18 protein-coding genes and 2 pseudogenes are annotated in these 23801 nt (G+C 70.3%); 7 read left to right on the top strand and 13 right to left on the bottom strand.

Annotated elements, in window-relative coordinates:
* The first annotated feature begins 3 nt into the window (after window positions 1–3).
* Window positions 4–315, top strand: coding sequence for a hypothetical protein (locus tag ABD466_RS27870; RefSeq protein ID WP_344660151.1), 312 nt, complete (start codon window positions 4–6; stop codon window positions 313–315).
* A gap of 67 nt (window positions 316–382) precedes the next feature.
* On the opposite strand, the gene ABD466_RS27875 is transcribed toward ABD466_RS27870, so the two are convergent.
* Entirely contained in the window at window positions 383–1615 is a 1233-nt protein-coding gene (locus ABD466_RS27875; RefSeq protein ID WP_344660152.1) for a hypothetical protein, read from the bottom strand.
* 35 nt (window positions 1616–1650) lie between these two features.
* Between ABD466_RS27875 and ABD466_RS27880 the strand changes: the two are divergent.
* Window positions 1651–1851, top strand: a pseudogene (locus ABD466_RS27880) (hypothetical protein); the annotation flags it as partial.
* 27 nt (window positions 1852–1878) lie between these two features.
* Here ABD466_RS27880 and ABD466_RS27885 read toward each other — a convergent pair.
* Window positions 1879–2478: a sensor domain-containing protein gene (locus ABD466_RS27885; protein ID WP_344660153.1), complete on the bottom strand. Its 600-nt coding sequence runs from the start codon at window positions 2476–2478 to the stop codon at window positions 1879–1881.
* Between the two features lies 1 nt (window position 2479).
* Between ABD466_RS27885 and ABD466_RS27890 the strand changes: the two genes are divergently transcribed.
* Together ABD466_RS27890 and ABD466_RS27895 are read left to right on the top strand one after the other, a co-directional pair.
* Window positions 2480–2716, top strand: a complete 237-nt coding sequence (locus ABD466_RS27890) for a hypothetical protein (RefSeq protein ID WP_344660154.1) — start codon at window positions 2480–2482, stop codon at window positions 2714–2716.
* A 164-nt stretch (window positions 2717–2880) separates the two neighbouring features.
* Window positions 2881–3381: pseudogene (locus ABD466_RS27895) on the top strand (DUF998 domain-containing protein); the annotation flags it as partial.
* Here the strand turns inward: ABD466_RS27895 and ABD466_RS27900 are convergent.
* Window positions 3325–4725: an acyltransferase family protein gene (locus ABD466_RS27900; RefSeq protein ID WP_344660155.1), complete on the bottom strand. Its 1401-nt coding sequence runs from the start codon at window positions 4723–4725 to the stop codon at window positions 3325–3327. The pseudogene ABD466_RS27895 and the gene ABD466_RS27900 overlap by 57 nt on opposite strands.
* Before the next feature lie 893 nt (window positions 4726–5618).
* Here ABD466_RS27900 and ABD466_RS27905 point away from each other — a divergent pair.
* The 3 genes from ABD466_RS27905 to ABD466_RS27915 all read left to right on the top strand — a co-directional run bounded on the left by ABD466_RS27905 (window position 5619) and on the right by ABD466_RS27915 (window position 7502).
* On the top strand, window positions 5619–5723 hold the full coding sequence (locus tag ABD466_RS27905; protein ID WP_344660156.1) for an LPXTG cell wall anchor domain-containing protein: 105 nt from the start codon (window positions 5619–5621) through the stop codon (window positions 5721–5723).
* Between the two features lie 170 nt (window positions 5724–5893).
* The gene (locus ABD466_RS27910; RefSeq protein ID WP_344660157.1) at window positions 5894–6493 is read left to right on the top strand and encodes a DUF5819 family protein; all 600 of its coding nucleotides are present in this window, start codon (window positions 5894–5896) and stop codon (window positions 6491–6493) included.
* Window positions 6483–7502 carry an HTTM domain-containing protein gene (locus ABD466_RS27915; RefSeq protein ID WP_344660158.1) on the top strand — a complete coding sequence of 340 codons (1020 nt, stop codon included), beginning with the start codon at window positions 6483–6485 and terminating at the stop codon, window positions 7500–7502. Before ABD466_RS27910 ends, ABD466_RS27915 begins: the two co-directional genes overlap by 11 nt.
* Here the strand turns inward: ABD466_RS27915 and ABD466_RS27920 are convergent.
* From ABD466_RS27920 to ABD466_RS27965, 10 genes are all read right to left on the bottom strand, one after another.
* Entirely contained in the window at window positions 7459–8154 is a 696-nt protein-coding gene (locus ABD466_RS27920; protein ID WP_344660159.1) for an alpha/beta fold hydrolase, read from the bottom strand. The two genes, ABD466_RS27915 and ABD466_RS27920, sit on opposite strands and share 44 nt — an antisense overlap.
* Before the next feature lie 43 nt (window positions 8155–8197).
* The gene (locus ABD466_RS27925; RefSeq protein WP_344660160.1) at window positions 8198–10261 is read right to left on the bottom strand and encodes a serine/threonine-protein kinase; all 2064 of its coding nucleotides are present in this window, start codon (window positions 10259–10261) and stop codon (window positions 8198–8200) included.
* Window positions 10262–10346: 85 nt separating this feature from the next.
* Window positions 10347–13037, bottom strand: a complete 2691-nt coding sequence (locus ABD466_RS27930) for a putative bifunctional diguanylate cyclase/phosphodiesterase (protein WP_344660161.1) — start codon at window positions 13035–13037, stop codon at window positions 10347–10349.
* 175 nt (window positions 13038–13212) lie between these two features.
* A complete protein-coding gene (locus ABD466_RS27935) occupies window positions 13213–15360 on the bottom strand; it encodes a DUF5054 domain-containing protein (RefSeq protein WP_344660162.1) in 2148 nt (715 codons plus the stop codon).
* Complete coding sequence (locus tag ABD466_RS27940; protein WP_344660163.1) at window positions 15357–17111, bottom strand: glycoside hydrolase family 35 protein; 1755 nt, start codon at window positions 17109–17111, stop codon at window positions 15357–15359. The genes ABD466_RS27935 and ABD466_RS27940 overlap by 4 nt, the downstream gene beginning before the upstream one ends.
* Window positions 17112–17195: 84 nt before the next feature.
* Window positions 17196–19190 carry a glycoside hydrolase family 5 protein gene (locus ABD466_RS27945; protein WP_344660164.1) on the bottom strand — a complete coding sequence of 665 codons (1995 nt, stop codon included), beginning with the start codon at window positions 19188–19190 and terminating at the stop codon, window positions 17196–17198.
* 10 nt (window positions 19191–19200) lie between these two features.
* Window positions 19201–20037 carry a carbohydrate ABC transporter permease gene (locus ABD466_RS27950; protein WP_344660165.1) on the bottom strand — a complete coding sequence of 279 codons (837 nt, stop codon included), beginning with the start codon at window positions 20035–20037 and terminating at the stop codon, window positions 19201–19203.
* A gap of 4 nt (window positions 20038–20041) precedes the next feature.
* On the bottom strand, window positions 20042–21040 hold the full coding sequence (locus tag ABD466_RS27955) for a carbohydrate ABC transporter permease (RefSeq protein ID WP_344660166.1): 999 nt from the start codon (window positions 21038–21040) through the stop codon (window positions 20042–20044).
* A complete protein-coding gene (locus ABD466_RS27960) occupies window positions 21040–22326 on the bottom strand; it encodes an ABC transporter substrate-binding protein (protein WP_344660167.1) in 1287 nt (428 codons plus the stop codon). Before ABD466_RS27960 ends, ABD466_RS27955 begins: the two co-directional genes overlap by 1 nt.
* Before the next feature lie 237 nt (window positions 22327–22563).
* Window positions 22564–23772, bottom strand: a complete 1209-nt coding sequence (locus tag ABD466_RS27965; protein WP_344660168.1) for an ROK family transcriptional regulator — start codon at window positions 23770–23772, stop codon at window positions 22564–22566.
* Between the last annotated feature and the right edge of the window lie 29 nt (window positions 23773–23801).

Raw genomic sequence — 23801 nt, forward strand, 5'->3', positions numbered from 1 at the left:
AGCATGACCGCGTTCATCCAGGTCATGGAATACGAGACGACTCACCCGGACGAGGTCGAGGCCCTCATGGACGAATGGGTGGCGGCGACCGAGGGCAAGCGGACCGCGACCCACGACATGCACACCCGCGACCGCGACCGTCCCGGCCGCTACGTGGACATCATCGAGTTCCCGTCCTACGAGGCGGCGATGCGCAACAGCAGCCTGCCCGAGACCCAGCACATCGCCGCGAAGATGCGGGACTTGTGCGAGTCGGACGTGCGCTTCCTGAATCTCGACGTGGTACGCGACGAGACTCTGGCGGAAAAGGGCTGATCTGCGCGTCTTGGTGGCCGGGGCAGCCGCGCGGGACTGCGCGGCGGCTCCGGCCACCGTCCGCTGATCAGGTGCGCGCGTTGTCGTCCGAGACCGGGGTGACGAACTTGGTCGCGTTGCCGACCGGTGCGCTGAACAGCTTCTGCAGGTTCCCGCTCGCGTCGGGGACGGCGTCGTAGGCCGTCAGCTGCGCCGGGCCGGCACCGCCGGCCTGGGCGCTGGGGTCGATGGCCCAGACCACCGCGCTGCCCGGAGTGGTGCCGTTGGACGTGACGACCGGCGAGACGGCGTAGTACCCGAAGGTGTTCGAGCTGGTGCCCACCTGCGTCAGTTGGGGCTTGCCCGTGCCGTCGACGCCCGCCTTCAGAGCGCGCAACGGACCGTTGAGGCCGATGTCGTAGACGTAGCCGCCCTCGCCGCCGTAGACCGCCTCGCGGCCCCACTGCCGCGTCTGCAGGTTCAGGACTTGCAGCGTGCCGGAGTCGTCCGTGGTCCGGCCGCCGAGACGGTCCCGATCGAGCAGGAACAGCCGGCCGTCCTTGCCCTGCTGCACCAGCGTGCGCTGGACGGTCGAGCCGCTGCCGAAGAAACCGTCGGGCAGCCCGGTGGGCGAGCCGCTGCCCAGGTCCACGTCTCCGGTGCCGAGTACCTGGGCGTTGGCTGGACTGAAGAAGTCCACGGCGGTCAAGCTCTTGTCCGGGTTCACGCGCAGCCGGACCACGGAGTCGCCGAGTGTGGCCGACGGCAGGTTGCCCGGGGCCACGGCCGGCGGGTCGCCGTTGCCCGTCGTGACGATGATGGTGCCGTCCCCGTCCGACATCAGGCCGCCGCCGCTGACCCAGATGCCGGCGCCGATCTTGGGGTTGTCAGGGCTCTCCATGCTGCTGGTCCACAGCGTGCTGATGGAGGCGGACTTGGTGTCGACGCCGACGATGTAGCCGCGGTACCCCTGGCCGGCCGGCGGGTTCAGGGCGCAGTGGTCGCCGAAGCCCGCGTAGACGACACCGTTCAGCAGGAGCAGGCCGGGACGCTGCATCTGGTACTCGGCGTTGAAGCGGTTGGTCGGGTCGTTGGTCGGCGACCCCTCGATCTTGACCGGGAAGCCGGGCTTCTCCGCGCCGGTCGCCGGGTCCACGGCGTGCATGTACCAGCCCGGGTGCTGATCGTCCGGGTCGGGCGTCTTGTCGGTGAAGTACAGCGCGTCGGTCTCCGGGTCGTACACCGGCGTGGCCGTGATGCCGACGGTGGGAGTCAGGTCGTTGCAGCCGATCGTCGACCTACGCGGCCACTGTCGCCGCACTCGGCGACCGCGACCGCGCCCTCACGCACTATCAGCGGGCTTTGGCGATCAACCGGGAGCTGAACATGCTCGACAACGAAGCGAGCTCCCTGGAAGGCATAGGCGGCCACCACCTCTCGACTGGGGATGCGGCGCAGGGGGTGGTGTACCTGAACGAGGCCCTGGAGATCTACCGGCGCCTGGGCATGCGCAGGGACATCGAACGTGTTCGAGCCCGGCTGGCTTCGGTCGGCTGAAACGACCTCCCGCTCACCGGATGGCCGTCAGTTGATGCCCTGCGCGGCCTTCAGCCGCTCGACCTGGATGTCGGACAGGCGGCCGAGGGTCGAGCCCATCTGTTCCAGCTTCTTCTCGTCGTTCGTCGTCGGGCCGATGAGGACGACCTCCGAGACGGCCTTGCCGACATGGTCCAGTTCGAACGCCATCAGGATGGTGTTGCCGTTGATGGTCACGTAGCTGATGAAGCCTACTTCGCCCTCTCTCATCATCGCCGGGATCGCGGACGGGGCCATGGTGACCGGGCCGTCCGACTGGGTCAGGGTCAGGGACTTGCATCCCTTCAGGCCGGCGGCCAGGTCGGCGAGCATGGTCAGGCCCTTTTCCTCGGTCGGCAGGACGGCCACCGAGGAGTGGATCCCGTGGCCCTCCGCGACCTTGGAGAGTGCGCGGTCGACTTGGGCGACCGTGCCGTACTTCGTGGACAGGGCTTCCTCCGCGTCGACGAACGTCTGGCAGTCGCTGCCGCCGGCCGTCAGGACTTCCGGGGTGTCTTTGACCGACTTGTCGTCGCGTGCGGGGTCGTAGGTGTAGCCGGGGTCGTCCTTGTCGGTCAGCAGAAGCTTGCTGATCTGGTCCGTCGTCAAGGTGACGCCGGACCCGGCGCCGCTGGCGGACGAGACGGCGGATGTGATCGGCTTGATCGGCGTGATCGGCGACGAGGTGGCCGGGGGCGGCGACGAGACACGGGGAGCACTCGTGCTCGCAGCCGACCCGGTGACCGTTCCCGAAGTGCACGCCGTCGCGGTCAGGGCAGCCGCCGCGAGCGCGGCGGTTGCGGAGGAACCTTTGATCCCGAAGCGCATAGCTTGCATCCCCTTGTGACTCCCCGAACGACTGTCATCAACGATAGCTGATACAAGAGCCACAGCAGGGCGATGTGGCAAACTGAGATGAAGGCGGGGGCGGTCACCCGCATGGCCCAGCGCACCAGCCCGCCCGCGCCCCGTGGACGCGTTCCGCCGAGTGCACAGACTTAACGTGGACGTATGTCGCTCATTCCGTGGTGGGCGCTGCTGTCGTCCGGTGCGGCCCCGATCCTGCTGATCGGCGGGTGGGCGGCCGCGTCGGCTCTCCAGCCCACGGGCTTCGATCCGCTCAGCCACACCATCAGCGCGCTCGCGGCCGACGGGGCGACAGACCGGTGGTTGATGACCTCGGTGTTCGCCGGAATCGGGGTGTGCTACCTCGTCACCGCGTGCGGGCTCCGGCGTGTGCGCCCCGCGGGACGGGCCATCTTGCTCCTCGGCGGTGCTTGTTCGATCGCGGTGGCGGTCTTTCCGGAGCCGGGGGACGGAGGCACCACGCCCCAGCATGTCGTGGCCACCGGAGTGGGTTTCACGTCGCTCGCGGTCTGGCCTTGTCTGGCCATGGAGGGCGGTCCGTCCGCGCCTTGGCCGCTTCGGCCCGCCGTCTCAGCCGCGTTCACCGTACTAGTGCTCGCGAGTGCGGCCTGGTTCCTGGTCGAACTGCATGGTCACGGCGATGCCGGTATCGCCGAGCGCGTCGTCACGGGCCTCCAGGCGCTGTGGCCGGTGATCGTCGCCGTCGGGCTTCGGTACGCGGCCGGTCAGCAGGGTCGCCGTGATCCCGACGGCGAAGCCCGCCAGCGCGGGGCCGGGCAGGCCGCCGTCCGGCGCGAAGCCGTCGACGGCGAACGTGGCCAGGCTCTGGGCCGCGGCGGCGATGCCGATCACCAGGAGCACCGGTGACCACCACCCGGTCGGCCCGATGCCGCCGGGCAGGCGCAGCATCGGCCGCTCGGCCCACGTGACGGCCGCGACCAACGGCACGAGCAACGCCGTGAGCAGGGCGAACCAGACCAGCCGCAGCTCCCACCAGCGCGCGCCGCCGATGGGGGGCTGCCCGATCACCCCGGTGGCGTAGAAGGCCACCGCGACGATGAGCGCGGGCACGAAGTGCCAGAGATAGATGTTCATGACCACGCTGTTCAGGCGTCTCACCCGCCGCCAGAGCCGCGCCCCGGTCAGCCGCCGGGAGACCCAGGGCTCAGCCGCCAGTACGAGACCCGACTGGGCTGCCGCGAACGCCAGAAACGCGATCGAGGGCGGGTTGGTGTTGCCGGACCCGACCATGTCGACCTTGTAGGTCCTGGACGCCACCAGTCCCACCAACAGCGCCGCCCCGGCTACGGCCAACGCATACGGGCGCCAGCGCGGCGAGGTCAGGCTGCCGTCCTGCCACGCGAAGCCCCACTGGTGGATGCAGCCCCACACGAACAGGTAGTCGGCATAGCCGACGAAGTGCAGGTCCGGGGCGGTCCTGACCACCGCGACCAGCGCGGTCGCCACGGCCATCGCGGCGGGCACCGCGAAGCCCCAGCGCCGGTGTGCGGTCAGCAAGACCGGTGTGAGCGCGTTGAGCAGCAGGTAGACCGGCAGGAACCACAGGTGCAGGGCCATGAGCCAGGCGATCTCCGCGAGCTCCGCACGGGGCACCCCCGCCGCCTGGGCGATCACCACGGCGATGACCGCCACGGCGATGTAGGCCGCGGTCGGCCACAGCAGCCGCATGACCCGGTCGCGGACCCACAGGGTCCAGCCCTGCCCCTGGGCGTGGTGCTCGGTCCAGGACCCCGCGTTGACGTAGCCGCCGACGAGGAAGAACACCGCCATCACCTGCATGGCCCAGGTGACCCACCGCCCCCAGCTGACGTAGTCGATCGCGTTGACGCCGGACAAGCGGCCGTGCCGATAGGTGACCGAGACCAGCAGCCAGTGGCCGTAGACCACCCCGCTGATGGCCACGACCCGCAGCAGGTCCGCGTAGCGATTCCGCGTCATGTCGTTCTTCAGCCAGCCTTCGACGGACATCGAGATGAAGAGGGTCTACCCGGAACCGGGGGAATTTATCGGGGCCTCGCCATTTTCGGTCGCCGGCATCGGCGAATAATCACACTTCTCGATCCGCCGTGCCGCCATAAGTGAATGCCGAAGAAATGGCGTTCCCAGGGTTATGATCTCTTGTTGCTACTCGCACTCTCTCAAGGAAGGCGAGGCTACCGGCTTCCGCCGGCGACAGATTATTCACACAAACCGATAGTGGGCTTTCCGCTCGTTCTGTCGGGGCACGTCGGAATGTCTTTCAAAGATTGGGCGCAGCCATGAGATCTCTCTTATCCGCCGCCTCGCATCGGCCCGGGCTCGCAGCCCGCGTCAGCGGGGGGCTGCTCGTCGCGTTCGTCGCCGCCGGAGTGTCGACGGTGTCGGAACGGGCCGACGCCGCCGGCTCGGCGACGGACGTCAGGACGACCGGAAGCCACACGCTGCCGACCGGCCACCGAGGCACCTGCGGAAACCCGTGTGACGAGTGCGGGACTCCGTGCGAGTCCTGCGAAAGCGGCTGCGAGTCGTGCGGAACTCCGTGCCAGGAGTGCGGGCCGTGCGAGGACACGTGCGGTCCGCCACTGCCGTGTGAGACAACAGGTGGAACCACGAGTGGGACGACCGGCGAGACGACCGGAGGTACCACCGGCGAGACGACCGGCGGAACCACCGGCGAGACGACCGGCGGAACGACCGGCGAGACCACTGGTCGAAACACCACGGGTGGGACGACCGGAGGTTCCACGGGCGAGACGACCCGCGGGACGACCGGCGGAACGAGCCGCGGGACGACCGGCGGAACGAGCCGCGGGACGACCGGCGGAACGAGCGGCGGAACGAGCCGCGGAACGACAGGCGGGACGACCGGCGGAACCACCGAGATGCCGCACACCGGGACCGACGTCTTCCTGCTCGTCCCGGCGGCCGCGGCCAGCCTGATCGCCGGCAGCGTGCTGGTGCGCCGGAAGCACTCGCGCAACGCGTGACAGTCCGTGGAACGCCCCGGTCCGACCCCTTCGGGCCGGGGCATTCCGCACAGGCAAGCGGAGAAGCAGTGAACGATACAAGCGGCCCCGCCGTTCCGCTGCAACGTGACGGCGGAACAGGCCCGGCCGACGGCCAGGAGCCGGGCGCGTGGGCTCAGTTGTCTCGACCGGTGCAGCTGGCTGTGACGGGGGCGGTGGCCCTGTGCGTGTCGGCAGCCGTCGTCCATGTGGCGTTGGTCTTCCTCTACGTCGCCCCAGCCAACACCGTCTCGCGGCAGTACCAAAGCCAGATCGACGCGTGGATCTACCCGTATTTCGAGCAGGATTGGCGCCTGTTCGCTCCGGACCCGCAATCCACTCACCAGCAGATCTCGGCGCGTACCTCGACCGTCGCCGCGAACGGTGTCACACAGACGAGTGACTGGATCGACCTGACAGCCGTGGACGATGCGGCGGTGCGGCACGACGTCTTCCCGAGCCACACAGCTCAGAACATGCTGCGCCGGGCGTGGGACGCCTACGAGACCGCGTTGGGAACCGACGCCCGCCTCACGTCTCGACGGACGCTCATGCTGCAGGAGTACCTCCGCAACATCGCTGTCCAGCGCGCCGCCACGCGCGTCCACGAGCCGTTCGACGCCATCCAGCTGCGCGTCGTCACCACGCCGATCGAACAGCCGTCGGTGCGACCCGTCTCGAACCGCCCGGCTGCGAGCGCACCCGGCGTCAGGTATCTGCCGTGGTGGCAGGTGACGACTGATGACCTCTGATCAGGCTGTCACCGGCGCGCGACCGACCACCGTCGGCCTTCCCGGCCCGGCGATCGGCGCCGGCGGCCGGCCCGACCCTGTCACGAAGGCGTTCACCTTCCTGACCGAACACGCGGTCTCGCTGTACGCGGCGAGCTTGCTCCGCATCGGGTACGGCCTGCTCTACCTGGTGTTCCTGCTGCGTGAGTTCCCGAACCGCGACGAGATCTGGGGACCGGGGTCACCGTGGACGCCGGCACTGGCCCGCGAGCTCTTCGGCCAGACCGGCTGGTTCAGCATCCTCACCCTGTCCGACAGCACCTGGTACTTCGAGCTCTGTTACTTCTTCGCTCTCGTCACCGCCGCTCTGTTCGCGCTCGGCTGGCGTACGAGGTTGACCTCCGTGCTGTTCGCCCTCGTAGTGGCGTCCTTCCACGGCCGCTCCATCTACATGAGCGACGGCGGCGACAACCTCATCGAGCTGATGGCGATCTACCTCATGGTCACGGACTGCGGCCGCCGCTGGTCTCTCGACGCCCGTCGTCGGCCTCGCCGATCCGCACCCACGGCACAGCGGCAGCTCGTCATCGCTCGCCGTATGCTCAGTACCCTGCTGCACAACTGCGGGATGTTCGTCATCGCCGCCCAGGTGTGCGTGCTGTACGGCGCGGCGGGCCTGTACAAGGTGCAGGGCGGCCTGTGGCGCGACGGCACCGCGCTGCACTACGTCCTGAACCTCGATCTGTTCCAGCCCTGGCCGGCACTGTCCGCGCAGGTCGACAGCCACCTGGTGTTCTCCGCTGTCGCCGCCTACCTCACCGTGCTGGTCCAGGTGGCCTTTCCGTTCGCGGTGTTCAGCAGGCTCAAGTACGTCGTCCTCTGTCTGCTCCTCACCATGCACCTGGGGATCGCCGTACTGCTGGGGCTGCCGATGTTCTCCGGCGCCATGATCATCGCCGACGCCGCGTTCTTGTCCGACTCTCTGATCACGCGTGCCGTGGCGGCGGCCAGGCGGCGGTGGCCGCGGTGATGGCCTGGGCCAGCGCCGCGGGCCGCTCCCGGGCGATGAGGTGTCCGGCACCGTGGACCGTCCGGACCGTGGTGGCCGGAGCCAGGCTCAGCAGCCGGTCGCGATCCTCGTCGGTGACCGATGAGCCGTTGTCGCCGCGGACGAGCAGGAGCGGCATGTCGAGCTCCGCGGTGATCCGCCGGAGTCGCGGCACATTGGCGAGGATGTCGTCGACCAGCTCGGCGTAGGCGCCGTTCAGACCCCCGGCGGCGAGGAATCGGCGGACTCGGACGGGTTCGAGGCAGGGCACGACGTCGACCAGCACCAGCCCCGACACCCTGGCCCGCACCGCCGCGTCGGCCAGCGCCGCGACGGCGGCGAGCCCACCCAGCGACGACCCGACGACCACGCATCCCGGCGGTTCGGCGCTCAGCATCGCGGCCACGTCGTCCGCGCACGCCGCCAGGGTCAGCGCATCGCCCCCGCTTTCACCGTGACCCCGCTGGTCGTAGGCCACACACCGGAACCCGGCATCGGCGAGGGCCGCGCCGACCGGTGTCCAAACACGGCGGCGTTCGCCACCGGCATGCAGCAGAAGAAAGGTCGGTCCGGCTCCGACCTCCTCGCCATACAGGACCGCATCAGGTCGCGTGAGGCGTCGAGCCTGGGGCACGGTGGTACCTCCCCTCAGCAGTAGCGGATTCGGGCGCCGGTCATCAGACCGAGCCCGGCGGCGTGAGGGCGAACAGAGCGCCGTCGGCGTCGCTGACCAGGAGGGTGTTCGCGTCGGCGACGGTCACCGTCGCGGCCTTGCCCCCGGCGATGTCGCACTTCCACTTTTGAGTGCCCGTCGCTATGTCCAAGGCGTACACCGTGGTGCCCGCGCAGGCGTAGAAGACCCCGCCGACTGCTGCGCAGGATGGCTGGAACAGCCTGTTCGCAGCGAACTGCCACTTCACCGTTCCGGTGCGGAGGTCGATCGCGCAGGGCTCGTCCGCTATCAACAAGGCCATGCCCCCCGCGATGAGTGGGGTGGACAGGGACGTTCGGGAAGACGAGAACGAGGTCGTCGGTGTGCGGCAGCTCCACAACTCGGCACCGGACAGGGAGTTGATGGTGTGGAGGGTACCGTCCTGGTCGCCGACGTAGAGCTGGTAGTCGTCGAGGACGATGTCCGTGACGAAGTTGGAACCGACTGCCCACATCTGGCCCGCCGACGGTTGGTTGACCGCGTACAGCCGCCGGTCGGCGCCGATGGTGTACACGATGTTGTTCGCCAGGACCGGCGTCGATCGTGCCGGGGAGCCCCCGCCGCTTCCGAGCGTGACGCTCCACAGGGATTTCCCGGTCTTGGCGTCGAGGAGGTGGGTCGCCCCGTCGTCGGACCTGACGCCCAGGGCGCCGTCGGTCACCACGACATCCGAGGAGACCGCCGCGCCGATGTTGACGACCCACAGGGTGGTCCGGGTGGCGATGTCGGTCGCGTACACGCTGCCGCCGACGTCGGCGACGTACACGACCCCCTGCGCGACGACCGGCGATGAGAGAATGCCGTCGGCGGCACGGAAGTTCCACTTCAGCGCGCCGGTGACGGTATCGATCGCGTACAGGTTCCCATCGCTGCTGCCCACGTAGACGACACCGTCGACGACGGTCGGATGCCGGTCGATCATGCTGCCGGCCTGGAACGTCCACTTGGGGACGGCACCCGGTGGGGAACCGGTCCCCGAACCGTGCCCGGCCCAGGCGACGGCTCCGACAGCGCCGCCGCCCACCACGGCGGTGGCGGCGCCGGCCCACAACAGGCGCCGCCGGCTGACGGACAGCCGGCCCGTGTCGGCCGTCGCCACGGACGACGGGGACGCTGCCACTTCGAGATCCTTGAGTCGCACCGACGTCTGTGTCGTGGCAGTATTCTGCGCCGGGACGGCGGCTCGCACAGGAACAGTGGAGCGGTCCCGGAACCCCTCCGGCGCCCGCATGATCTCCCGCAGCCGGCCCGCGACGCTGCGCGCGTCGGCCGGACGGCGGTGCGGATCCTTGGCGAGCAGCTCGAGGACCAGCTCGTCCACGGCGGCCGGGACGTCCGCCCGGCTCCGGCTCGGGGGCTCCGGCGCCTGCTCGACGTGCGCCCTCATCATCGCGATCGGCCCGCTGACCGGGAAGGGCAGCTCGCCGACGAGCAGCTCGCTCAGCACACAGCCCAGCGAGTACAGGTCCGAGCGGGCGTCGCCGGGCTGTTCGTCGAACCGCTCCGGCGCCATGTAGCCCAGCGTTCCCATGACCTTGCTCGACCGGGTCAGCGACGCCGCCAGACGCGCGATCCCGAAGTCGAGGACCACGATCCGCCCGCTGTCCGTCAGCATCAGGTTCGCGGGCTTGAGGTCCCGGTGCACGATGCCGGCGGCGTGGGCGGTGGCCAGGGTGTCGGCGACCTGCGCCGTCCAGTCCAGCGCCACCGGCACCGGACACGGCCCGTCCTGGCGCAGCACGGAGGCCAGGTCCCGGCCGGAAAGGTACGCCATCACCAGGAACAGCGATCCGTCCTCGGCGTCGACCCCCACATCGTGCACGGTGACGACGCCGGGATCGTGCAGCGCCCCGGCCGTCCGCGCCTCCCGGAGCAGGGCGTCGGCGCCGCGGCGGTCGTCGGGGTCCAGCGGCATCAGCTTGACGGCGACCGTGCGGGAGATGGTGCGGTCGTGGGCCTGCCAGACCTCGCCCATCCCCCCGCGGCCCACCAGCCGCACCAGCTCGTACCTGCCCGCTATGGTCCGCACTCGGCCCCCCGCTATATCAAGATTCATCGAAACGACCACCACACTCTGGACCATCAAGGGTGACTATTGGAAGCCTGTCCAAGGCTCAGGGCCTCTCTCGATCCGTGAGCGGCAGGGGGCGGGACGCCGCCCACAGCGCCGACGCCTCGTCGGCCGGCAGCGGACGGGAGTACAGGTAGCCCTGACCGGCGCGGACGCCGAGTTCCAGCAGCCGCTCGTGCTGGTCCCACTCCTCGACCCCTTCCGCGATGGTGCCGATGCCCAAGGTGTCGCCGATCGTCAGCAGGCCGCGTACCAGGCGGCGCATGCGGTCGGAGGTGGTGAGGCGGCTGGTGAACGACTTGTCGATCTTGATGATGTCGATCGGCATGTCGTGCAGCGAGATCAACGAGGCGTAGCCCGTGCCGAAGTCGTCCAGGGCGATCGCGACGCCGAGCGCGCGCAGATCCCGCAGGTGTTCGCGGACGCCGACGTCCTCGTGGTCGAGCAGCGCCGTCTCGGTCACCTCGAGCACCACGTACCGGGGATCGATGCCGGTCTGCGCGAGGACGTCGCGGACCGCCTCGACGAAGCCCTCGCCGCGCAGCTGGTGGACCGAGACGTTGATGCCGACGAAGCAGCCGTGGCCGGTCCGCGGGGCGTCCCACGTCACGGCCTGCCGCACGGCCAGCCGCAGCATCTGCCCCCCGAGCTCGCGGATCTGGCCGGTCTCCTCGGCGAGCGGGATGAACGAGTCGGGGCCCAGCAGGCCCAGGGTCGGGTGCGGCCAGCGGGCGAGCGCTTCGAACCCGGCGATGCGCCGCGAGTGCAGGTGGACGATGGGCTGGTAGAGCACGGTGAGCGAGCCGTGCGCGAGCGCCTCGTCGAGGGCCGCGCGCAGTTCGGCGCGGCGGACGGCCTGGTCGAGCAGCTCGGAGTGGTAGCGGCACCAGCGGTGCTTGCCCTCGGCCTTCGCCGCGTACAGGGCCAGGTCTGCCGCGCGCGTCAACGCGTCGGGATCGTTGTCCGCCTCCTCGCCCGGGCCGTGTTCCCCACCGCCGGACCCGTCCGTCTCGCCGAGGACCGCGAGCCCGACGCTCGCGGTCACCCGCAGCGGGCCGGCGTTCGACTCCACCGGCTCGTCGAACGCGTCGAGCACGCGCTGCGCGATCGTCTCCAGCCCGGCCTGGTCCGGCCCGGGCGCCATGAGCACGGCGAACTCGTCGCCGCCGAACCTGGCGACGGCGTCGCCCTCGCGGACGTTCTCCGTCAGCCGCTCGGCGACCGCCACCAGCACCTCGTCGCCGATCGGGTGGCCGAGGGTGTCGTTGATCTCCTTGAAGTCGTCGAGGTCGACCATGAGCAGTCCCGCGGCGTCCATGCCGCCCGGGCCGGCGTCCGCGGCCTCGTGCATCAGGAGCCGCAGCCCCTGCCGGTTCATCAGGCCGGTCAGCGGGTCGGTCAGCGCCTGGCGGCGCAGTTCCTCCTCCAGCCGGCGCTCCTCGGTCACGTCGCGCAGCGTCAGCACGATGCCGCGCACGGTCGGATCCGTCCGCAGGTCGCTCCACCGCGCCTCGGCGCGCAGGGTCCGGCCGTCCCCGGTCTCGACGGTGACGGCGCCGGGCCACTGCGGTGTGGCCCGCGGGTCGCCGAGCTGGTCGAAGCACCGGGCGACCAGCGCCTGGTCCGGCCCGGAGAACAGGACCGCCACCGAGCCCTGCCCCAGCCGGTCGCCGAACAACTGCTGGGCGGAGGGACTGGCGAAGCCCACGCGGCCCTCCGGGGAGACCACGATGACGGCGTCCTGCGCGTCGGCGATCAGCGTGTGCAGGTAGGCCTGGGTCTCGCTGCGGAGCGTGGTCGCCTGCCAGGCGCGGATCGCCTGGACGAGCCGGGCGAAGACGAGCACGAACAACACGACGCAGCAGGCGGCGAGCACGAGAGTGTCGGAGGGCTGGGCCCGGAAGGCGGTGACGAGCAGGAGCACCGGGCTGATCAGCGCCGCGAAGCAGAGCAGGACGACCCAGGTGCGCGGCGCGACCAGGGCCCACGGCCGGCCGGTCGGCGGCTGCACGAGCTGCGCCATCGACGGCATCAGCGCGGCCAGGCCCCACGCGACATAGAAGACGGCGTAGCCGATGATCTCGCCGGGCGCCGTCGTCCAGGACGGATGCAGTTCGGTCACCGCGAAGTACTCGTCCGAGTACAGCATCCCGAGCGCCCCGACCAGCAGCAGCGGAACCGGCGCCGCGCGCAGCCGCCCGGCGAGCGGGAGTTGCAGCGCCAGGGCCAGCAACAGCGTGTCGCCGAGCAGGTAGGTGAGGAGGATCGTTCTGTTCAGCGCCGGCTGGGCGACCAGATGCGAGGCCGGGACGACGAAGACACTCCAGGACAGTGCCCCCAGCCCCACGGCCACGATGAGGAGGTCGAGCAGCGTCCCGCGGCTGTACTCCCGCGTGTCCCGCAGGACGAACCCCAGCAGCGCGAAGGCCGCGAGCGGGTAGACGACCAGGTAGATCCCGTCGGCCACGGTCGGGAACGCGCCGCCGCCGCCCACCGACCCGCCCAGCGCCTGGAACACCAGGTCGCCGACCGATTCGACCAGCAGCGCGGCACCCACCAGGAGCCAGGGCAGGGCCGGTCGGGGCCGGTACCGCACGATGCCGGCCGCCACCGCCGCGACGGAGGCCAGCCCCAGCACCGCCCACGACACCATCTGCCCGGACGCCAGCAGCTCGTAGGCGGCGAACGCCGCAGCCGAGATCAGCAGGAAGGCGGCGATCAGGCAACGTGTCACCCGCCCGTGGCGGGCGGACTCAACGGCCGTCGGGGCGTCGCCGAGCGGGGGAACCTGTCCTGGCGTCGAATCCCACAGATCCCATGATCCGCCTCCTGCCGCCGCCCGGCAGCGTGCGTTGCGCCAAACGATGCAGCAGGTGACATGTCACATGGCTTTGGGCTGGCGGTCATCTCTATCCGATGTCCAGGGTGAAACGGGCCCGAAGGTCGTCGTCGAGCCACATGCGGAAATTGGTCCCCCAGACGTTGTTGTGGAGGAGGACGTGGACGCCGTCGTCGGGGGCGGCGACGGTGTTGTCGAAGCGCAGCAGACCAGGGCGTCCGATCGCCACGAGCGGCGTGTCGAGGGGCCTCAGGGAGAAGGGGCTCTGGCCGGTGCGGGTGACGTCGGAGACCGCGTGCAGGCTGCGGTTGCCGTTACAGACGACGGAGCTCGGGTCGACGCGGCTGCCGAGTTTGCCGACGGTCCAGGCACCCGGGGCCGTGCGCGGCCGGAAGCCCAGCCAACTCGCCTCGGGCAGGCGGGAGGCGTCCTTGTCGCGGAGGTCGAGGGTGATCTCAATGGGGCCGGGGCGGTGGGGGAAGCGATAGGTCAAGGTGATGTCGCGGGGGCCGCCCCAGTCCTCGCACGCCGCAGCGGGAAGCACCAAGCCCAGGGTCACCGTGGTCGCCTGGTCAGGGCCGTCAGCGCCGTGAACGCCGTCAACGCCGTCAACGCCGTCAACGTCAGCGCGGGTCGCGGACACGTAGCGCGGCGCGAAGACAGTCGCCGGCAGGGTCGCCGCGATGGACAGGCCGGGTTTGGTCTGGTCGGGGATCGCCCAGACCGCATGTTCGTCCAGGTCGCGGCAGTACTCCCGCACCCACCGTTCCTCGTCGTGTTCATCGAAGGTCTGGTAGCGGTAGGCGGCCAGAGAGTGGTCCGGGCCTGCCCAGTCCATGGCGGTCGGATCGGTGAGGCAGACCAAAGAAATGAGTGCGCCGTCGTCGCCGAAACGCACGCGGTAGGCGCCGACCTCATGCTCCGCGGTCGGGTCGATCGGCGTCCGCCTGCGTCCAGGCCGCGGCTCGGCAGCCGGAGCGAGGGCGTCGAGGGACTGCAGGGCAGCGGCGCGGCGTGACGGAGTCAGGGCGTCGAGCGCGCGGTCGATGTACGCGCGCTGCTCGGCCCATGACCGCTCGAAGCCCGAGTAGCGGAGACCTTGAGCGTGCGGATGCTCGGTGTAGGCCCAGGCGAAGGCTTTGGTCGAGGGCGGATTGAGCGTGGGGTCGATGACGTCGGCGGCCCGGGCCCGCTGGAAGGCCGCCTTCTCGTAGTGCGCGTAGTCGGGCAGAAACGTCTTGAGATCCTCGCCCCAGGTGTGCTCGGCGATCAGCAGCAAGGCGTCGGTGAACCCGTCGCACTCCGCTGTACCGGGCACCAGTGCACCGCCGGCGACCCACTCCGCACGGAGCCGGAGCAGCGCGCGGAGCCGGGCCGTCAGGATCGGATCGCTGGCCACGCCATGGATCCAGGAGTCGCCGATCTCCTGCTCGACGACTGGGAGGTCGTCGCGCATCGTCAGGACCGCGGCGGCGAAGGCGTCGAGGGTGGAGGCGACGATCTTCGCACCGGGGTGGGCCCGCGCGAGCCGGGCGAAGAGATCCTCGACCTCGTCGGCGGACGGCGGTCCGAAGTTGTCGCCGGTGTGCGCGAGGTGCAAAGCGTCCGTGCCACCCGGTACGACCGCGACGCCGAGCTCTGTGGCGCCATAACTCCGGGCGTAGTTGACGACGACCTCGCTGCCGTCCGGCGCGCGCCAGCGGAAGAACTCGGGCACCTCGGGGACGGCGGAGGCGCCGTTGACCCCGAGGTGGAGGTACTCGAGTCCGGCCCGGGCCAGGAAGGGGACGAGCCCGACGGTGTGGCCGGGGACGTCGGTCATCTTCGCGGCGATCGTGTGCCGGCCGTAGGCCGCGTCCAGGCCGCGGCCGATCGCGATGCCGTGCTCGACCAGGCCCGGGTCCATCAGCTCGGTGTGGGTGGTCAGGGGCAGGCCGTGCCAGGCGACGTGTCCGGCCCGGACGGCGTCTTCGAGCGCCTGGCGCTCGGCGGGGGTGCCGAGCCGCAGCGCCTCGTGGATCAGCCACGACCCCACGGTCCAGACGAACCGCGCGGTGCCGCCGCGCCGGTCGAGCTCGCGGGCGAGATCGATGGCGCGCGGCAGGTACTCGTGCACGTAGCGGTCGGTGACGTTTTCAGCGGTGTCGGTGAACCCCAGGTCGAGGTGGGTCTTGAAGACGACGTGGACCGTCGAGATCATCTGTGGGTCCTCACTCATTCCTCCGTGATGCCGAGGTCCGGGGCGGAACGCAGTTCGACCACGTCCGTCGCCGAGGCGTGCAGTTCCAGCACCAGCATCTCGTTCTGTCCCCGCCGCAGCACAGGGGCCGGCACGTACAGTGTCCGCTGGGGGCCGCGTGACCAGTACCGGCCGAGCGCGAACCCGTTGACCCAGACGTGCCCCTTCGTCCAGCCGTCCATCGCCAGGAAGGCGTCCGCCGGTTCGGTGACGTCGAAGGACCCGCGGTGGAAAGTCGGGCCTTGGACTCCTCCCCCGGTCTCGAAGTCCAACCCTGACATGTCGCCCAGGACGTCGAGCGGCAGCGGTCGTGTGGTCCAGGAAGCGAGCGGCCGGGCGTTGACGGTGACCTCGCCCAGCAGGCCCTTGCGGTCGTGGATCGCCGTGCCGTAGTTGACCCGGCCCAGGTTCTCCACCAGGATCGACAGCTCCGCCCCGGGACGGGGGCAGGTGAATGCCAGGGCGTGCTCGTGGCCTTCCCGCTCCAGCACCCCGACCGGCTGGCCGTCCACGAACACCTGCGCGCGGTCCCGCACCCGGCCGACCCTCAGCACCGCCGGGCCTGCCTCGGGCAGGGTGGTGTCGCAGCGCACGAAGCCGAAGGCGACGTCCACTTCCTCCATCGTCAGCGGACGGTCCGCGACCGAGCCGCCGATCGCCGCCGCCTTGTGCCCGAACAGCGGCGCCGTCTCGGTCAGGACGACCGGCCGCGGCGCGAGCTTCGCCCCCGGGGCCGGGATCGGCGCGTCCGGGACCGGCGCGTGACGCGCGATCACTTCTCGGAAGGCGGCGTACTTCTCCGCGGGGTCGCCCGCTTCGTCCAGCGGCGCGTCGTAGTCGTACGACGTGATCGTCGCCCGGTAGGTCCCCTTGTCGTTCGCCCCGTTGGTGAAGCCGAAGTTCGTTCCGCCGTGGAACATGTAGATGTTCACCGACGCTCCGGCGGCCAGCAGGCGGTCCAGGTCCGCGGCCGCGTCCTGTGCGCTGCGTCCCGCGTGGATCCCGCCCCAGCGGTCGAACCAGCCGATCCAGAACTCCGAGCACATCAGCGGCCCGGTCGGCTGGACGGCCCGCAACGCCGCGAGCCCGGCGTCGACCCGGCTCCCGAAGTTGACGGTGCGCAGCACGCCGTCGAGTCCGCCGCGCTCCAGATCAGCGGGCTGATCGCAGGTGAACAGCGGCACCTCGACGCCGCCCTCCCGGAGGAGTCCGGCGATCCGCGCCAGATATTCGGTGTCCGAACCGTAGGCGCCGTACTCGTTCTCCACCTGGACCGCCAGCACCGGGCCGCCGCGGGTCGCGTAATACGGCTCCACCAGCGGCAACAGTGCGGCGAAGTACTCCGCGACGGCTTCCAGGAAGAAGGGATCGCAGCTGCGCAGCGTGATGTCCTCCCGCGCGAGCAGCCAGGACGGCAGTCCGCCGCCCTCCCATTCGGCGCAGATGTACGGCCCGGGGCGGAGGAGCACCCTCAGCCCCGCCGCCCGGGCCAGCTCGATGAACCGGGGCAGGTCCAGGCCCCCGTCCGTGCGGAACTCGCCGCGCCGTGGCGCGTGCAGGTTCCACGGGACGTAGGTCTCGACCGTGTTCAGTCCCATCAGGCGCGCCTTGTCCAGGCGGTCGGCCCACTGCTCCGGGTGGACGCGGAAGTAGTGCAGTCCGCCGGAGATGATGCGGAACGGGCGGCCGTCGAGGTGGAATCCGTCGTCGGCGATGTCCAGTCCAGGCATGCCTGTGGTGCTCCCCTTGCTCATTCGTGAAGGCTGATCAGTGGGCTGACGGCCCGTTCGGGCCGTCAGCCGGTCCCGGTCCGGCTAGGCCAGCGGGCGGCACAGCAGCGCGTCCGGCACGCCGCCGTCGTTCCATTTCCAGGTGTAGGCCACGCCGGCCACGTACTCGTTGTCGGCGCACTGGCCCTTGTAGTAACCGGGCGCCCAGTCGCTCGCCGTCGAGCCGCCGCCGGCCGGCCGGTTGTCGCCGTGGTCGAACCACACGTTCCGGCCGCCCTTGGGCAGAGCCGAGGCCGCGGGCGCGCACAACAGCGCGGACATGGCGTTGCCGTTGACGCTGTACCCGACCGCGAAGGTGTTGTCAGGGCACTGCAGTTTGTTGTACCCGGACGCCCAGTCGCCCTCGGTCACGTAGCGCTCGTCCGTCACGGTCACGTAGGACGCCGACGCGGCGCCGCCGGCGATCGCCGGCTCCCCCGAGTCCGTGCACAGCCCGCGGCTGTCGCTGCGGCCGAGGCCGATCAGCCGCTCGGTGTCCGGGCAGTTCCCCTTGCGGTTGCCGTAGGACCAGTCCGGCAGGGCGAGCATCTTCGCCGACACGTCGGCGTCGATGTGGTCCAGGTTCAGCATGTTCCAGTGCACGGCGGGGGCGATGGACCCCGTCCGGCCGGGCGCGGTGACCAGCTTGTTCCAGTCCGCGGTCCGCCAGTCGCCCGGGTCCTCGATGCTCTGCCCGTTCCCCTGCGCGTCATAGGAAACCATCGCCCAGTTGTCGCGCGGCGTCCCGTTCTGCAGCCACCCGGTCATCGGCCAGATCGCGAAGTCCGTGTCGTTGGCGACGAGGATGTCGGTGAAGTGGTCGAACCACGCCTGTTCCTTGGCGTCGGTCGAGCCGCGGCCGGCCGCTCCGAACTCGCTGATCCACACCGGCGCGGTGAAGTGCTGCCCGGTCTGCGTCACGAACAGCGCCTCGCTGTTCACCACCGAGGCGAGTTGCTCCGGGGTGAAGTCCTCGTACCGCGGATCGCTGGTCGCGCCGGAGGTGCCGGCCGCGGCGCCGGTGTTGTTCGGCCCGGTGTACGCGTAGAAGTGCGCCGAGTACACCAGCTTGTTGGAGGCGATCAGGGTGTTGGACAGCGTCGCCACCGGAGTCAGCATCGGGCGCTCGTGGTAGAGCCCGTCCAGCGGGATGCCGGACCAGTTGATGCCCTCCATGATGACGAGCATGTCGGGGTCGGCGGCCAGGATCTGGTTGCCGGCCTCCTCGAAGGCCGCCTCCTCGTCGTGGCTGTCGCCCATGCCCCAGTTGGGGTTGTCCCAGGTGTCCCGCCGGACCTCGTTGCGCAGGTCGGCGCCGACGACGCGCTTGTTCGCCTTGTAGCGGTCGACCATGGCGACCCAGTCGGACTCCCATTGCTGCGTGCTCTGGCCGCTGTTCCAGCGCTCGTTCCCGTCCAGGCCGCAGCAGAAGCGGTACGAGGTGGTGTGGTTGTTCAGGATCACCGCGAAGCCGTCGTCGGTCAGCGCCTGCACGACACCGTCGTAGACCTGCAGCGGCGTCATGCCCTTGAACTGCGGATTGGCGGTCACCGCGGCGTCCGGGACGATCGACGTGTCGTGGAGCAGCGCATTGGCGAACGGCAGCCGGACGGCGTTCAGCCCCATCCGGTGGAAGTCGGCCAGGATCCGCGCGATCGGCGCGCGGTCCAGGCCGACCGGAAGGTTGTAGTTCACCTCGCCGGCCTGGTTGTTCGCCGGGTCCGTGGTCGACCCGCTGCCGAGCCAGTGGCCCTGGGCGCCGTCCCAGTTGCCGCCCATCAGCTTGAACCGGTTGTCGTTCGCGTCGACGATGTAGCGCCCTGATGTGCTCAGGGGACCGGTCCAGGACGCGGACAGCTGGGCCCCGGTGAGCGGGGTGAAGCTCGCGGTGCCGGCGACGCCGGAGGCGGCCGCCGCCGCGCGCGGGGCGACCGGCACCCCGTGCGCGGCGGACGGCCCGATCGTGGCGGCGGCGATCGCCGCCGCGATCGCGAACGCCGTCCGGGAGATGGTTCTGAGCGGTGTGGATCTCCGAGCCATGATGTTCTCCCTATCCCTTGAGACCGCTGGTCGCGATCCCTTCGACGATGTAGCGCTGAGCGACGAGGAACATGACGACGAGCGGCGCGATGGTCACGACGGCGCCCGCGAAGAGCCCGGGCAGGTTGATGGTCTGCGCGGTGAGGAAGCTGGACAGCGTGATCTGGGCCGTCCACGAGCCGGGGTCTTGCCCGATGACCAACGGCCACAGGAAGGAGTTCCAGCTGTCGATGAACGCCAGCGCGCCCAGCGAGGCGAGCATCGACGCCGAGCTCGGAAGGGCGACCCGCCGGTAGAGCCCGAACCAGCCCAGGCCGTCCAGGCGTCCGGCTTCCTCCAGCTCCTTGGGGAAGCGCAGGTAGAAGTTGCGGAACAGCAGGACCGCGAAGGGGTTGAACAGTCCCGGCACGATGATGCCCCACAGGGTGTTGACGCCGCCGAGCGAGCCGACGACGACGAACGTCGGGACGAACGTCGCCGACCCCGGGATCATCAGCGTCGCGACGACCAGAGCCAGCAGGAGTCCGCGGCCCGGCACCGGGATCCGCGCGAACGCGTAGCCGGCCGCCGAGGCGAGCAGCGTCGACACCGGGGCGCTGATCAGCGCCACGGTCAGGGAGTTCCGCAGGCCGTCGGCCATGTGCAGGCTGGGATCGGAGAACAGCGAGGTGAAGTTGTCGAAGTGCATCGACGACGGCCACCACTGCCAGTCCGGCGAGGTGATGCCGCGGGTGTCCATCAGCGAGTTGCGGAGCATGACGTAGAACGGGGTCAGGAACAGCAGGGTGACCACGCCGATCAGCAGGCTCCGCGCCATCACCCGCACGGTGCGGTTCAGGGTGGGCACGATGTCACTCCTCGCTCTTGCCGAAGCCGGTGAGCCGGCCCTGGAGCAGCGTCACGAGCACGATCAGGCCGGTGACGACGAACGACCCCGCCGACCCGAGTCCGTAGTTCTGGTCGCCGAGCGCCTTGTCGTAGAGGTAGACCAGGGGCGGCTTCACCGCGGTCGCCGCGCCGCTGGTCGCCGCGCCTCCGCCGGTGAACAGGTTGTAGAACTCGTCGAACGCCTGGAACGCGGCGATGAACAGCAGCATCAGCACTGCCACCGAGGTGTTGCGCAGCAGCGGCAGGGTGATCCGGCGCAGCTTGCGCCAGCCGGTAGCGCCGTCCAGTTCCGCGGCCTCGTAGATCTCCTTCGGGATGCCCTGCAGACCGGCCAGCAGCAGGATCATGAAGAAGCCGACCTGGAGCCACAGCCGCAGCGTCACGATCACGACCCAGTACACCGGCGGGCTGACCTGCTGCAGCCACGGCGTGGGGCTCGCCCCGAACCAGCCGCCGACGGTGTTCGCCAGCCCGCCGGGCAGGCTGCTGAACAGGCACATCTTCCACACCAGCGAGCCGGCCACGTAGGACACGGCCGCCGGGATGAGGAAGGTGGTCCGGAACAACGCCCGGCCGCGCCGGATGCGGTGCACCATCAGCGCCAGGCCGAGCGAGGCGGCGAACGTCACCGGGACGATGAACAGCGTGAACAGCACGATCTGCGTGATCGACTTGCGGAAGTCGGGATCGCCCAGCAGCTGCGAGTAGTTCGCGAAGCCGACCCAGTGGCCGAGCGAGATCGACCGGTCCGCCTTCGAGAAGCTGAGCAGGAAGCTCCAGCCGATCGCGACGTACTTGAAGATCCCGATCCCGATCAGGATCGGGGCCGTCATCAGCGCGAACACGCCGATGGCCCGCCAGTCGGTGCGGCGGCTCCGGGGGACGCCGGGGGCGGCGGTCCGCGACGGAGTCGCGGACCGCGTCGTCCCGGGCAGCGGAGCCGCCTGGGGTTCGGTCTCCATCAGACGCGCTGCTTGTCGATCTCGGGCTGGGCCTTCTCGGCGGCGGCGGTGAGCAGGGCGGCCGGATCGCCCTGGCCGGTCATGGCCTTGGCCGCGGCGGCGCCGTAGATGCTGCTGACGGCGTTGGACCAGGTGTTGGGGTTGGTGAAGGCGTACTTGCCCACCAGGTCGACGGTCTCCTTGGCCGGGCCGCTCTGCAGCTTGTCGGCCGCGGCGGCCACGCTCTTGCGCGGCGGGACGTGGAAGCCGTAGCTCTCGGAGAAGTCCTTCTGCAGGTCGGTCTGCTCGATCCACAGCCACCGCGCGTACTTCTTCGCCGCCTCGACGTTCTTGCCCTTGGCGTTCACCAGGCAGGCCCAGCCGCCGAGGCGGACGACGGGCTTGCCGCCGGCCTTGAAGGCCGGCCACGGGGCGACCCCGAAGTCGTCGCCGAGCGCCTTGGTCATGTCGGGCATCGACCACAGGCCGCCCCACTGCATCGCGGTGGCGCCCTGGGTCAGCGCGGAGGCGTCCCACCAGTCGGTGGTGTAGCCGAGCAGCACCGACTTGTCGTCGTACAGCCGCTTGCAGGCGGTCACGGCCTCGACGGCCTCCGGGGACGCGAAGGCGGCCTTGCCGTCCTTGATCAGGTCGCCGCCGTTGGACCAGATCGCGTTGTCGGGGGCGTTGCCGACGCCGTCGTTGCCGACGAACAGGCCCTTGACCGTCTTGGTGGTCAGCTCCTTCGCGGCGTTCGCGAGGTCGTCGAAGGTCTGCGGCACCGCGATGCCGGCCTTGGCCAGCAGGCTCTTGCGGTAGTAGAGCATGATGACGTCGTCGACCTGCTTGATGCCGTAGATCTTGCCGCCGGCGCTCACGTAGTCGAGGTCGATGGTGCTGAAGTCGGACTTGTCGGCGCCGTAGAGGTCGTCTAGCGGGGCGATCTGGCCGCTCTGCACCAGTCCGGTGTTGAAGTCGCCGAGTTCGAAGACGTCGGGAGCGTCCGCGGTGAGCAGCGAGGAGTTGAGCTTGGCGCTGTAGTCGCCGGGGATCCAGGTGACCTTGACCTGGATGTCCGGGTTGGCCTTGGTGAACGCGGCGGCGTAGCGCATGACGGCCTGCTGGGTGCCGGCCTCGCCGTAGGCGTGGTACCAGACGTTCAGGGTGGTGGTCTTGGAGCCGCCGCCGGAGGAGGAGGACCCGCCGCTCTTGGGGTCGCTGCTGCAGGCGGCGACCGTGCCGGCGACGAACAGGAGGGAGCCGCTCAGGAACCCGCGGCGGCTGAACCCTGATGTGCCTATGCTCATTTCGCATCCTTTTCTTCGATGAGGGGATCGCTGTCAGGCGTGCCTCGCCGATGTCCGGTTTCGGTTCACTGCTGGCAGGCGGTGAGCGGGCGTCGGCGGGGCCGTCGTACGGAAGCGGTGCTGTGAGCTGTGTCGTGCTGTCGTGCTGGTCGAGCCGGTGGTGCTGGTCGAGCCGGTCGGGCCGGTGGTGCCGGTCGAGCCGTGATGCGGGTCGTGCTGGTCAGAGCCGTGCCCGGGCTAGCGCACGCGGGCGATGGTGCGGACCTGCGGGAACAGGGCCCTGATGCTCGCGGCCGCGGCCCCCCGCGCCCATTCCTCGAACGGGAGCGGCCGGATGATGACCGGGCACTGCGCGGCGGCCCCGAAGACGTGCGCCGCGAACGCGGCCCAGATCCGCTCCTCGAACAGGTCGTAGGTGTCGAGCCCTTCGCCGGAGACGACGATGCGCTCCGGGCCGGCGATGTTGACCATCGCCGCGACGGCCAGGCCGATGGCGGTCCCGGCCCGGGCGAACACCTCCCGGACCGCCTCGTTCCCCGCCCTGGCCTGTTCCACGGCGCTGGCGAAGTCCAGGTCGGCCACGCCGGCCGCGGCCCGCGCCGCCTCCAGGATCGCCCCGGTGGTGGCCACCGTCTCGACGCAGCCGGTGCCGCCGCAGCGGCAGGCGGCGCCGGACGGGTCGACACAGATGTGGCCGATCTCGCCGGCCACCCCGTACGCGCCGGTCAGCAGCCGTCCGTCGACGACGATGCCGCAGCCGATGCCGGCGCCGACGGTGACCAGGGCGAAGGAGTCGGTCCCGACGCCCTGGCCGAACCAGTGCTCGGCGACGGTGAGCGCCTTGACGTCGTTCTCGACGGTGACGGCCAGCCCGGTGGCCTCGGCGGCGAGCCGTCCGATCGGGACGTCGCGCCAGCCCAGCCGGGCCGACAGCCGGACGACCCCGGCGGCCGCGTCCACGTCGCCGGAGATCGCCAGGCCCAGGCTCCGCGTCCGGCCCCGGTAGCCGGCGCCTTCGGGACCGGAGTCCAGCAGATCGTCGACCAGGGTGGCCAGCGCGGCGATCACCGCTTCGGGGCCGCGGTCGGCGAGCGGGTGCCGCACCGAGTGCCGGACCCGCGCCTTGAGGTCGCAGAGCACGCCGACGATCTCGTCGACCAGTCCGTCGGTGGTGACCTTGACGCCCACGAAGTACTCGCGGTCGGTGGTCACGTCCAGCGGGCTGACCGGGCGGCCGGCTCCGGGCGCGGTGCGCTCGGAGGCCAGTTCGTGCAGGTAGCCGGCGTCCAGGAACGGCCGGGCGACCTTGGTGACGGCCGCCGACGACAGGTCGAGGCGGCGGGCCATCTCCACGCGGCTGAGCGGGCCCTCGGTGAGGAGCAGAGCCAGAACGGCCGACGCGGCAGGGGTCGCGGCCAGCGATTCGGCACTCGGTTCCGGAAACATGGCTGAAACGTAGGGGGAATTAATAACTT

The organism is Catenulispora subtropica, assembly GCF_039531675.1.
GTDB classification, from domain to species: Bacteria; Actinomycetota; Actinomycetes; order Streptomycetales; family Catenulisporaceae; genus Catenulispora; species Catenulispora subtropica.